The sequence below is a fragment of the Streptomyces sp. NPDC002671 genome (assembly GCF_053592475.1).
Genome location: NZ_JBSFVU010000009.1, coordinates 234,954 through 247,227 on the forward strand (window position 1 = coordinate 234,954; position 12,274 = coordinate 247,227).

Consider the following 12,274-nt stretch of genomic DNA (forward strand, 5'->3'; position numbering starts at 1 on the left):
AGTGACGATGCCCCTGACACGGTGATCAGAATCGTGTCAGACTGCCTCGGTGGTAGATCACTCGTACGCCGATCTCTCGCTCGCAACGCTGTACGACCGCCTCAATCCCTGGGCAGCGTGTGACGACTTCTACCTCGGCCTGGTGAGGCAGGCCCCCTCCGTACTGGACATCGGCTGTGGCACCGGGCGGTTGCTGCGGCAGGCGTGGGCCGAGGGGCATGAGGGCCGGCTGGTGGGGCTCGATCCCGCTGCCGCCATGCTCGTGCAGGCCCGGCGGGCCGCCCCGGAGGTTGAGTGGGTGCTCGGGGACACCCGGGTGCGGGACTGGCGGGGGGAGTTCGAGCTCGCCGTCATGACCGGGCACGCCTTCCAGGCGCTGGTCACGGACGAGCAGATCCGCGGCTGTCTGCGGGCGGTGCGTGCGGCGCTCGCCGGCGGGGGACGGTTCGCGTTCGAGACGCGCAACCCCGCCGCCCGCGCCTGGGAGAGCTGGACCCCGGAGCGGGTCCACGAGATCACCGACGCCGACGGCACTCCGGTCCGGGTGTGGCACGAGGTCCAGGGCGACGGCCCGTACGGCGGCCGGGTGCGCTTCACCGAGACCTTCGAGGGCGACGGCTGGCCGGCCCCGCGGGTCAGCCACAGTGTCCTGCGCTTCCTGGACGCGGAGACACTGGAGGGCTTCCTCGCCGAGGCCGGGCTGACCGTCGTGGAGCAGTACGGCGACTGGGGGCGGGGGCCGCTCACCCCCGCCAGCCCGGAGATCATCACCGTCGCCGCGGTGGCCTCCTAGTCCCCCTAGGGCCTCTCGTTTGGATCACGCCGGGCTGATCCAAACGAAAGACCCTAGTCGTCCGAGGACTCCTCCAGTGCCGCCAGCGCCGGGTCCAGCACGATGTCCTCGTCCCGGGCCTCCGTCGTCGGGTCCTCCGGGAAGTGGCAGGCCGTCAGGTGACCGACATGGTTGCCGGACAGCTGGTTGAGCGGCGGGGCCTCCGTCGCGCACTTCTCCGCCGCCTTCCAGCAGCGGGTGCGGAAGCGGCAGCCGGAGGGCGGGTTGATCGGGGACGGGACGTCACCGGCCAGGCGGATGCGCTCGCGCGCCGGTGCGTCGTCGTCCGTGAGGTTCACCTCGGGGACGGCGGAGAGCAGGGCGTGGGTGTAGGGGTGGCGGGGGCGGGTGTAAATGGACTTGCGGTCGCCCACCTCGATGATCTTGCCCAGGTACATCACCGCCACGCGCTGCGAGAAGTGGCGGACCACCGCCAGGTCGTGGGCGATGAACAGGAACGCGATGCCCAGCTCCCGCTGCACCTGCTGGAGCAGGTTCACCACCTGGGCCTGGATCGAGACGTCCAGGGCCGACACCGGCTCGTCGGCCACGATCAGCTTCGGCTCCAGCGCCAACGCCCTTGCCACGCCGATGCGTTGGCGCTGGCCGCCGGAGAACTCGTGCGGGAAGCGGTTGTAGTGCTCGGGGTTGAGGCCGACGATCTCCAGCAGCTCGCGGACTCGCTTCTCCCTGCCGCCCTCCGGTTCGATCGCGTTGATCTCCATCGGGCCCGAGATGATCTTGCCCACCGTCTGGCGGGGGTTCAGGGACGAGTACGGGTCCTGGAAGATCATCTGGATCTCGGAGCGGATGGGCGCCAGCTGCTTGCGCGTGGCATGGCTGATGTCCCGGCCGCGGTACGTGATCGAACCGGCCGTGGGCTCCAGCAGGCGGGTGATCAGCCGGCCCGTGGTCGACTTGCCGCAGCCCGACTCCCCCACCAGACCGAAGCTCTCGCCGGCGTGCACGGTCAGGTCGATGCCGTCCACGGCCTGGACATGGCCGACCGTGCGGCGGATCGGGAAGCCGCCCTTGACCGGGAAGTGCTTGGTCAGCCCGGAGACCTCCAGCAGCGGCTCCCCGTCCGAGCCGGCGGCCTGCTCCCGGGGGACCGGGAGGACCAGGTCCTCTTTCATGACGGACTCCTCCTATAAAGACCTATGGCGACCTAGCCCAGCCGGGGCCTGATCTCCTCGATGAAGATGGCCCGCTTCTGCTCGGTGGTGAGATGGCAGGCCGAGGCCCGGTCGGGGGCCAGCAGCGGGCGGTCGTTCACGCAGCGGCCCCTGCCCTCCACCCTGTTCTGGAAGGTGCAGCGCGGGTGGAAACGGCAGCCGGACGGCGGGGTGAGCAGCGAGGGCGGGGTGCCCGGGATCGGGGCCAGCGGGGCGCCGAGGTCGGAGTCGAGGCGCGGCATCGAGTTCAACAGGCCCCAGGTGTACGGGTGTTGGGGCGCCCGCAGCACCTCGTTCACCGTGCCCCGTTCCACCGCGCTGCCCGCGTACATCACCATGATGTCGTCGGCCATGTCGGCGATCACCCCCAGGTCGTGGGTGATGAAGACGATGCCCGAGCCGAACTCCTGTTGCAGGTCCTTGAGCAGATCCAGGATCTGCGCCTGGACCGTCACGTCCAGGGCCGTCGTCGGTTCGTCGGCGATCAGCAGGTCCGGGTCGCAGACCAGGGCCATGGCGATCATCGCGCGCTGCCGCATACCGCCGGAGAACTGGTGCGGGTAGTCCCGCGCCCGCTCCCTGGGGTTGGGGATGCCGACCTTGCCGAGCATCTCCACCGCGCGCTCCCAGGCCTCCTTCTTGGAGGCGCGGTTGTGCTTCATGTACGGCTCGGCGATCTGGCGGCCGACGGTGTAGTACGGGGAGAGCGCGGTGAGCGGGTCCTGGAAGATCATGGCGACCTTGTTGCCGCGCAGCTTCTCCAGCTCGGACTCGCGGGCGGTCGTCAACTCCTGGCCGTCCAGGAGGATTTCGCCCTCGACCGTCGCGAACATCGGGTTGTGCAGGCCGAGGATGGTCAGGTTGGTCACCGACTTGCCCGAGCCCGACTCCCCCACGATGCCCAGGGTCTTGCCGCGCTCCACGTCGAAGGAGAGGCCGTCCACGGCCCGTACGACGCCGTCCTCGGTCCTGAAGCTGACGTGCAGGTCCCGCACCGACAGCAGCGGACCCGTACCGGCCGGGACGGGAGCACCGGCCTCCTTGGTCAATGTGGTCAAGGCAGTTCTCCTATTACCCGGCCTAGGCCAGCCGCACGCGCGGGTCGATGAACGCGTAGGCGGCGTCGACGATGATGTTGAAGAGCAGGATCATGGTGGCGGAGAACAGCATCACGCCGAGCAGCAGCGGGAGATCGCTGAAGAAGACGGACTGGACGGCGAGTTGGCCGATGCCCGGCAGGCCGAAGGTGTACTCGGTGATGATGGCGCCGCCGAGCAGGGAGCCGAGGTCGATGCCGAAGATGGTGACGATCGGGATCAGCGAACCGCGCCAGGCGTAGCGGAAGAAGACGTACCGCCGGGACATGCCCTTGGCGCGGGCGGTGCGGACGTGTTCCTCCTGGAGCTGTTCGATCATCGACGAGCGCGACATACGGGTGTACTGCGCGGCGAAGATCGTGGAGAGGACGACCCAGGGGAGGATCAGGCCGGTGAACCAGGTGACGGGGTCGTGGGTGAACTCGTTGTAGGCCGGTTTGTCGAACCAGTGGGTCTGGTAGACGAGGACGGCCAGGGCCAGCGGGCCCAGGAAGTAGATCTGCATGGAGCTGATCACCATGGCGCCTGCCGTGGCCGCCTTGTCGATCAGCGTGCCGCGCCGCCAGGCGGCGAGCAGTCCGGTGCCGAGGCCGATGATCAGGAAGCACACCGCGCCGCCCAGGGTGAGCGAGACGGTGGTCGGCAGACGGTCCATCAGCGTGCTCCACACCTGTTCGTTGGTGTGGTACGAGTACCCGAAACAGGGGGCGGGGCAGGGGCCCTGGGCGAAGTCGTTGCTCCCCACGACGAGGTTGTGCAGGAAGATCCAGTACTGCTCGGGGATCGACTTGTCGAGGCCGAGCACATGGTGGATGTTGGCGATGCTGTCCGGGTTGCAGGTCTTGCCGCACATGAGCAGCGCCGGGTCCCGGGGCACCCCGAAGAAGAGCAGGAACGCGACGATGCTCAGCAGGAAGAGGATGACGACGGCACCGAGGGTCCGGCGGACGAGGAAGCGCAGCATGGCAGGTGGCAGCCTTTGACGTCGACGGTCCGGACGGTACCCGGCGCGCCGCCCCGTAAGGCGGGCGGACACGCCGGGTACCGGACGGGGACGGTTACTTGATGAAGAGACGGCGCGGGTCGACGCCGCCGATCACGTCGTCGTAGACGAGGCCGCCGACCCGGGAACCGGCGATCTGCGTCTGCTTGTAGTACGCGGTCGGGACGACGTTGACGACGTCCTTGACCAGGTACTCGTCGAGCTTCTCCCATTCGGCCGCGGACTTGACCGGGTCGGTGATCGTGTTGACGCGGTCGATCCCGCTGTTGACCTTCGGGTCGTTGACCTGCGAGTAGTTCTGCGCGCCGTCGGCGATGACCCGGCCGTCGTACAGCGGCGGGATCACGGTCGAGGAGGACGGCCAGTCGGCACCCCACGCGGTGTGGAAGATGTCGTAGTTGTTGTTCAGCTTGGAGACCTGGTCGTAGTAGGTCTCGGCCGGGATCTCCTGGCGCTGGACGTTGAAGCCGGCCTTCTTCAGGCCCGCGGCCATGGCGGTGGAGTACTGCTGGCCCTCGGGGGTGTTGATGTAGCCGAAGGTCAGCTTCATGCCGAGCTTGCCGGCCTTCTGCAGCATGGCCTTGGCCTTGGCCGGGTCACCGGCGGGGTTCTTCTTCTTGCCCCACGGGTCGAAGGCGGCGTTGTAGCCGGAGACGGTCGGGGAGATCAGACCGCCGGCGACCTCCATGGCGTCGGTGCCGCCGTAGGCGCGCACGAACGGGGTGATCGGCAGGGCGTAGGCGATGGCCTCGCGGACGTTCTTGTCCTGCATGGCCGGGTGGCTCATGTTGATGTTCATCTGGCCCACGTACGGCTGGTAGCCGGAGACCGTGCGGGACTTCATCTTCGGGTCGCGCAGCACCTGGGACAGGTTGCCCGCGTCGACCTGGTTGTTGAAGCTGATGCCGGTCTGGTCCGCGCCGGTGTCGGCGAGGAGCGCCTTGGTGGACGTCTCGAACTGCTGGTTGAAGGTGAAGTTGAACTGGTCCACGTACTGGTGGCGGATCGGGTCCGTCTTCGGGTCCCAGTTGGGGTTCTTCACCAGCACCATGGACTTGCCGGACTTGAACGACTGGACCTTGTACGGTCCGGTCACCAGCGGCGCCTTGTCGTAGCGCTCCTTGGTGTCGCCCTTCTGGGAGACGACGGCGTAGCCCGCCATGGCCAGCGCGTACGGCAGGTCGGGGCGCGCCTTCTTGAAGTGGAAGATGATCGTTTTGTCGTCCGGGGTCTCCAGGACGGAGTTGGGCAGGTGCTTGCCCTTGTACGGGCCGCCCTTGAGGAGGCTGCGGTACTTGGCGCCCGGGGTGTCGGCCAGCCACTGCTGGACGTAGGTGGGGCCCTGGTTGATGAACGGCGCGAAGAGCCGCTCGATGGTGTGCCGGACGTCCTTGGACGTGATCGGGGATCCGTCCTGGAACTTGATGCCGTCCTTGAGGGTGTACTTCCAGGTCATGCCGCCGTCGGTGGTGGTGCCGGAGTCGGTGGCGAGGTCGCCGACCACCTCGTGGCCGCTGCCGTCGTTGGTGGTGGCCTTGTACCCGGTGAGGCCTCTGTGGAGCAGGGTCGCGAGCGAGCCCTCGTCGGAGACGTAGATCTGTGCCGGGTCGAGGTGGGCGTAGCTGTCGCGCTGGAGTACTTCCATCGTCCCGCCGGGCTTGGCGCCGGGCACGTCCGGCGCTGGGCCCGTGGAGTCGGCGGCGTCACCGAACTTGATGGACGCCTGCTGCCGCTTGGCGTTCTGCTTGTCCTTCTTGGTGTCGCCGCCGCTGTCGCTGCCGCCCTTGCTGCAACCGGTGAGCACAAGAGCTCCGGCCGCGAGCATGGAGAGTGCGCCGTAGACGTGGCGTCCGCCCCTACTCATCACGAAGATTCCCACCCATCTGTGTGTCACCAGTGCGATCGAAGTGTCACCAGTGCGGAAGAACTGCCCCTGTTTTCCGTGCAGTTGATGTGCGAGTGCAGTTGATGTGCGAGTGCTGGTCAGCGCGCGGTCTTGGGGTCGAAGGCGTCTCTGACCGAGTCCCCGAGCAGGTTGAACGCGACGATGAAGATGATCATCGAGATGCCGGGGAAGAACATGTAGGTGATGTCGTTCCGCATCACCAGCTCCGTGGACGCCTTCGCGAACATCTGCCCCCAGTCCGGGGTCGGTTCGACGATGCCCACGCCCAGGTAGGACAGGCCGGCCTCGGCGGTGACGAAGCCGGGCAGCAGATACGTCGCCTGCACCAGCAGCGGGGTGACGACGTTCGGCAGGATCTCCTTGCGGATGATCCGCCACGAGGAGGCCCCGCTCACCTTGGCCGCCTCGATGAACTCCCGTTCGCGCAGGGAGAGTGCGGTGCCGCGCAGGATGCGGCCGAGCCCCATCCAGCCCAGGAACCACTGGACGAGGATGAGCGCGACCACGCGGACGTAGGTCGGTGTCTCGTCGCGCGGGCTGACGAAGAGTGAGACCACGACCGGCATGCTCGCGATGAAGAACAGCTGGGCCGGGAAGGCGAGCAGGAAGTCGATGACCCGTCCGATGGCGTAGTCGGCCCTGCCGCCGAGGTAGCCGGCCGCGACACCGAGCAGGATGCCGGTGACCACCACCGCGATGGTGACGGCGACCGAGATCATCAGCGAGGTGCGGATGCCGTACAGCAACTTGGTGAAGACGTCGTAGCCGTTGCCCGGTTCGAGGCCGAACCAGAAGTCGCCGCTGATACCGCCGTTGGGGTGCACCGGCACACCGGCGCTGTCGAAGAGTTCGGGCCGCTCGTCCGCGTACACCGTGTACGGATCCTTGCCGTACAGCTTGGCGATCAGCGGGGCGAGCAGGCCGATCAGAAAGAAGAAGCCCACGACGTAGGCCGAGATGACACCTGTGCGGTCGCGCTTGAAGCGCAGCCACATCAGCTGGCCGGGGGACCGGCCTTCGAGCTGGACGGTCTCGTTCGCCGCCGTCGGCCCTGGCGTGCCGCCGACGACGACCGAACTCCCGCCGCCCTCAATGTCGATAGGACTTGTCACGGTTCGTCCGTTTCACAGGTATGAGTGTGAGTGGTACCCGGGTACTCCGAGGACGCGCGGAACCCCTGAAGGACGCGCGTAGTTCTACGACCGGTTCACACTGCTGGAAGCGACGAACTGACCCATTTGGTGCTCGTGACACCGCGCATGGGGGTTCCTCCTCATGACTACACGTGTTCACCAACAGGAGAGGGCTTCCGTCTTCCCTCCGACACCCCTGACGGAGGGTCAGACACCCCCTGGTGCTCGTGAGTCGGCACACTGTCCCCACAGTGCGCGAGACCCATTGACCCGAGCGCTACGCGGCTAACTATCTGGCATGAGTCAGGTGGCGACCACCGTTCTAAAATCTCAATTCAGTCACAGCTCACACGGGGAACTTCCAATAAGTGGACAAACCGTTCGGCGAGAGAAGCCGCGAAACGGACGCGTTACATGGCTATCGTGCGAGGTTCTCCGCATTCCGGACACCACGGGCGGGCCTGGGGCCGGAAAACCGGTTGCAAAAAACCCGGGTGCCCCCATCCTTGGGGACACCCGGGTTCGGATCGGCTGGATCAGCCGGCGGATCAGCCGTGCTTGGCGCGGCTCGCGGTGCGGGCACGGTCACGCTGGTCGAGCACGACCTTGCGGATGCGAACGGCCTCCGGGGTCACCTCGACGCACTCGTCGTCGCGGCAGAACTCCAGCGACTGCTCCAGCGACAGCTTGCGCGGCGGGACGATCGCCTCGAACGAGTCGGCCGACGACGACCGCATGTTCGTGAGCTTCTTCTCCTTGGTGATGTTCACGTCCATGTCGTCGGAGCGCGAGTTCTCGCCGACGATCATGCCCTCGTACACCTCGGTGCCGGGGTCGGTGAACAGCACGCCGCGCTCCTGGAGGTTCGTCATCGCGAACGCGGTGACGGCGCCGGAGCGGTCGGCGACGAGCGAGCCGTTGTTACGGGTCTGCAGCGTGCCGAACCAGGGCTCGAAGCCCTCGTGAATGGAGTGACCGATACCGGTGCCACGGGTCTGGGTGAGGAACTCGGTACGGAAGCCGATCAGACCGCGGGACGGCACGACGAACTCCATGCGGACCCAGCCGGAGCCGTGGTTGGACATGTTGTCCATGCGGCCCTTGCGGACACCCATGAGCTGCGTGACCGCGCCCATGTGCTCCTCGGGCACGTCGATCGTCATGCGCTCGACGGGCTCGTGGGTCTTGCCGTCGACCTCCTTCGTGACGACCTGCGGCTTGCCGATGGTCAGCTCGAAGCCCTCGCGGCGCATCTGCTCGACCAGGATGGCGAGCGCGAGCTCACCACGGCCCTGGACCTCCCAGGCGTCCGGGCGCTCGGTGTCGAGCACGCGGAGGGAGACGTTACCGATCAGCTCGCGGTCGAGGCGGTCCTTGACCTGGCGGGCGGTGACCTTGCGGTCCTTGACCACGGCCTTGGCGTCCGCGCCCTTGCCGGTGGCACCACGGCCGACCAGCGGCGAGGTGTTCGTACCGATGACCATGGAGATCGCGGGCTCGTCGACCGTGATCAGCGGCAGCGCGATCGGGTTCTCGGGGTCGGCGAGGGTCTCACCGATCATGATCTCCGGGATACCGGCGACGGCGCAGATGTCACCGGGGCCGGCGACCTCGGCGGGCTTTCGGGTGAGCGCCTCGGTCATCATCAGCTCGGTGATGCGGACGTTCTGGACCGTGCCGTCACGCTTGATCCAGGCAACCGTCTGGCCCTTGCGCAGCTCGCCCTGCTCGACGCGGAGCAGCGCGATACGGCCGAGGAAGTTGTCGGCGTCCAGGTTGGTGACGTGCGCCTGAAGCGGGGCGGTCTCGTCGTACGTCGGGGCCGGGACGTGCTCCAGGATCGTGGAGAAGAACGGCTCCAGGCTGGTGGAGTCGGCCGGAACGGTCCCGTCCTCCGGCTTGGTCAGCGAGGCGACGCCGTCGCGGCCGCAGGCGTAGACGATCGGGAACTCGATCTGCTCCTCGTCCGCGTCCAGGTCGAGGAAGAGGTCGTACGTCTCGTTGACGACCTCGTCGATGCGGGAGTCCGGGCGGTCCGTCTTGTTGATGCACAGGATGACGGGCAGGCGCTGCTGGAGCGCCTTGCGCAGCACGAAGCGGGTCTGCGGAAGCGGACCCTCGGAGGCGTCGACGAGCAGCACGACCGCGTCGACCATCGACAGACCACGCTCGACCTCGCCACCGAAGTCGGCGTGGCCGGGGGTGTCGATGATGTTGATGGTGATCGGGTCCCCGCCGTCCTTCGGGTGGTACTTGACCGCCGTGTTCTTGGCGAGGATCGTGATGCCCTTCTCACGCTCCAGGTCGTTCGAGTCCATCATGCGGTCGTCGACGCCTTCGAGCTGATGGGCGGCGAAGGCACCGGCCTGCTTCAGCATGCCGTCGACGATGGTGGTCTTGCCGTGGTCGACGTGGGCGACGATGGCGACGTTGCGGATGTCGTGGCGCGTGGCCATATTGCGGCGTACTCCCGGAGTGGTGAGAAGGCCCTGCTGGTACGTCCGTGTGACGCGGGCCTGCCGGGCTTGACATGCCACGGCCTCACCCCATGTTACGTGGCCCTGAGGGTGTCGGCTTCCTCAGGGTCGTTTCCGCAGGTCCGGGGGGGTAGTACTGCCGGTCGGTCCGGCCGGTCAGCTCGGCTTGGGACCCGGCGCCACCTTCGCACCCTTCTTCAGGTAGCCCATGTCCTCGTAGATCGGGGTCTGGAAACCGAACGCACCCGCGTTGACCAGGTTCTTCCGGGCGCCGACCAGCTGCGGGCGCTGGTAGAGCGGGATCGAGCCGGCGGCGACCCAGATCCGGGAGTCGGCCTTGCGGATCAGGTCACGGGCCTCGTCCTCGTCCAGCGCGGCGGCGGCCTCGTCGAAGAGCTGGTCGATCTGGTCCGTGCCGACCCGGGTGTAGTTCTGCTCGATGTTCACCGAGCCGTCGGCGGCCGGTGCCGGCTTGGCGTAGACGGGCCGGGCGTCGGTGGCCGGGAAGGCGGAGGACGGCCAGGAGTACAGGGCGAGATCGAAGTCGCCGGCGGCGATGTGGTCCTTGAAGTAGCTCGCGTCCGAGACCTTGGTGATCGTCGTGCTGATGCCGACCTTCTCCAGCATCGCCGCGATCCGCCCGGCGACGGCGTTCAGGGTCTCCGAGCCGGGGCCGGAGGGGAGCACGAAACGCAGGGCGAGCGCCTTGCCGTTCTTGGCGAGCGGCGCCACCTTCGCGCCGGCCGGCGCGGCCGTGCCCTTGGGTGCGTACGCGCCCGGGGCGCCGCCGTTGCGGCCCTCCTGCGCGAGGTGTCTGCCGCCCTCGTCGCCCTTCTCCTGCCGGTCGTCGGCCGGCGCGTGCCGCCCACCCCGGTCGTCCCCGCTCTTGTCGTCCCCGCTCTTGTCGTCCCCGCTCTTGTTGTCCCCCCTCTTGTTGTCCTCGCCGACGATGTACTCGCCGTCCTTGCCGCCGTCGGACGGCTTCTCGTTCCGGCTCTCGGGGCCGGCCGCCTTCTGCCCCTTCTTCGGCTCGGTCTTCGGCGGCGGCGGGGTGACGTGCCCGCCCGCCACCCAGCCGGCGTCGGTGAGCAGCGCCTGTGCCTCCTTGGTGTCCTGGCCGCCGAGGGCGCCGCTGTTGTCGGCGTAGTCGGTCTGCCCGGCCAGGGCGAGGTGGCTGCCGACCGGGACGGCGGGCAGGCCCAGCGGGGTGAGCACCAGCCTGGTCAGTTCCTCGCGGTTGATGGCGCGGGCGACGGCCCGCCGCACGCGCTCGTCGGCGAGGGGGCCTGCGGAGCCGTTGAGGGCGAGCTGGGTGTAGGCGGGCTCCAGCGACCTGCGGACGTCGACGTCGCTCAGCGCCTCCTGCTCCTCCAGGTACCGGCTGACCGCCTGGGCCAGCTTCTTCCGGCCGGCCTTGACCTCGTCGGAGCCGAAGCCGTGCGCGAGCGCCCAGCCCCGCAGCTTCTTGGCGGAGGTCTTCCCGGCGCCCTGCAGCGGGGTGCCGGTGCCCTTCGCGCGGCCGGCGAGGCCGATCCGCTCGGCCTCGGTGGGGTCGATGTCGGCGAGGTCCACGCTGCCGTCGGCGAGCGCGTCGGCCCGCTTGTCGCGGGGTACGGCGTGCAGCACGATCTCGTTCAGCTTGGCGGGCAGGCCCCACCAGCGCGGGTTGCGTTCGAGGACGACATCCTTGGCGGCGGTGTCGATCTTCGCCACCTCGAACGGGCCGGCGGTGACCGCCAGCTTGCGCCGGGCGCCGTCGTTGAAGGCGTCCGGGGTGCCCATGACGTCCTTCGGGTACAGCGGGGAGAACAGCGACTTCCAGTCGGCGTAGGGGCGGCTGAAGGTGACCTGGACCTGGAGGTCGTTGGCGCCGCGCTCGATCTTGGCGATGCGGTCGTAGCCGGCGTTGCGGGCGGTCCAGTAGGCGCTGTTCTTGCCGGACAGGGCACGCCACTGGGCGACGAAGTCGGCGGCGCCGATCTCCCGGCCGTCGCTCCACACCGCCTGCTGGTTGAGCTTGTACTGCACGACCTGGCGCGGCTCGGTCTCGATGACCTTGGCCGACTCCAGGTAGGCGGGGTTCGCCACCGGCCGGCCGTTCGCATCGAGCCGGAACATCGACGGCAGCACGGCCTGGGCGATCCGGGTGGTGCCCGCGTCGGCGTCGGCCTGGAAGACGTTCAGGGTCTCCGGTACGGCGTCCACGGCCCACTTCACGGTGCCGCCGTCGGCGACCTTGCTGCGGGCGACGGCGGCGATGTCCTGCGGTGCGAGGCGGATGCTGGCCTCTTCGTCGTCCGAGCCGCAGCCGGCGAGGAAGGGCACCGCGAGCGCACCCGCGGCGAGGAAGGCGACCGAGCGCATCACCGCGCGCGAGCTGACAGCGTCGTGGGACATCTCTGGTACCTCCGGGAAGCCGCGGGCGTTATGATCACTTTTGGCTGTATATGAAGCTGATCAGATCTATTGCGGCCACTGAAGTGGAAACAATCAGTCAACAGCGGGCGACACGGCGACGACGGACGGTAAGCCCACCCGTGCGGCGCAACATAGGCGGAGGCACACCGACACACCTCCGCCAATCGCTGCACATGCCTTCACAGCGACAGGTGGGACGCGCAAGACTCGCAGGCGCATGAACGTCGCCGCCA

Annotated in this window: 8 protein-coding genes; 1 reads left to right on the forward strand and 7 read right to left on the reverse strand. The window is 68.1% G+C overall.

From position 1 onward, the window contains the following. The first annotated feature begins 49 nt into the window (after positions 1–49). Complete coding sequence (locus ACWD35_RS16615; RefSeq protein ID WP_451351942.1) at positions 50–793, forward strand: class I SAM-dependent methyltransferase; 744 nt, start codon at positions 50–52, stop codon at positions 791–793. A gap of 53 nt (positions 794–846) precedes the next feature. On the opposite strand, the gene ACWD35_RS16620 is transcribed toward ACWD35_RS16615, so the two are convergent. From ACWD35_RS16620 to ACWD35_RS16650, 7 genes are all read right to left on the reverse strand, one after another. Continuing rightward, entirely contained in the window at positions 847–1,968 is a 1,122-nt protein-coding gene (locus ACWD35_RS16620; RefSeq protein WP_451351943.1) for an ABC transporter ATP-binding protein, read from the reverse strand. Positions 1,969–2,000: 32 nt separating this feature from the next. Beyond that, positions 2,001–3,065 carry an ABC transporter ATP-binding protein gene (locus ACWD35_RS16625; protein WP_451351944.1) on the reverse strand — a complete coding sequence of 355 codons (1,065 nt, stop codon included), beginning with the start codon at positions 3,063–3,065 and terminating at the stop codon, positions 2,001–2,003. 22 nt (positions 3,066–3,087) lie between these two features. After that, complete coding sequence (locus ACWD35_RS16630; RefSeq protein WP_451351945.1) at positions 3,088–4,068, reverse strand: ABC transporter permease; 981 nt, start codon at positions 4,066–4,068, stop codon at positions 3,088–3,090. Between the two features lie 94 nt (positions 4,069–4,162). Next, entirely contained in the window at positions 4,163–5,971 is a 1,809-nt protein-coding gene (locus ACWD35_RS16635; protein WP_451351946.1) for an ABC transporter substrate-binding protein, read from the reverse strand. Positions 5,972–6,090: 119 nt separating this feature from the next. Beyond that, positions 6,091–7,125 carry an ABC transporter permease gene (locus ACWD35_RS16640; RefSeq protein ID WP_451351947.1) on the reverse strand — a complete coding sequence of 345 codons (1,035 nt, stop codon included), beginning with the start codon at positions 7,123–7,125 and terminating at the stop codon, positions 6,091–6,093. A 569-nt stretch (positions 7,126–7,694) separates the two neighbouring features. Continuing rightward, positions 7,695–9,602 carry a translational GTPase TypA gene (gene typA, locus ACWD35_RS16645; RefSeq protein WP_451351948.1) on the reverse strand — a complete coding sequence of 636 codons (1,908 nt, stop codon included), beginning with the start codon at positions 9,600–9,602 and terminating at the stop codon, positions 7,695–7,697. A 177-nt stretch (positions 9,603–9,779) separates the two neighbouring features. Beyond that, positions 9,780–12,020, reverse strand: coding sequence for an ABC transporter substrate-binding protein (locus ACWD35_RS16650; RefSeq protein WP_451351949.1), 2,241 nt, complete (start codon positions 12,018–12,020; stop codon positions 9,780–9,782). Between the last annotated feature and the right edge of the window lie 254 nt (positions 12,021–12,274).

Coding starts and splice junctions, on each gene's coding strand:
- ACWD35_RS16620 (WP_451351943.1), bottom strand. CDS start 1,968: ATGAAAGAGGACCTGGTCCTCCCGGTCCCCCGGGAGCAGGCCGCCGGC.
- ACWD35_RS16630 (WP_451351945.1), bottom strand. CDS start 4,068: ATGCTGCGCTTCCTCGTCCGCCGGACCCTCGGTGCCGTCGTCATCCTC.
- ACWD35_RS16635 (WP_451351946.1), bottom strand. CDS start 5,971: ATGAGTAGGGGCGGACGCCACGTCTACGGCGCACTCTCCATGCTCGCG.
- typA (WP_451351948.1), bottom strand. CDS start 9,602: ATGGCCACGCGCCACGACATCCGCAACGTCGCCATCGTCGCCCACGTC.
- ACWD35_RS16650 (WP_451351949.1), bottom strand. CDS start 12,020: ATGTCCCACGACGCTGTCAGCTCGCGCGCGGTGATGCGCTCGGTCGCC.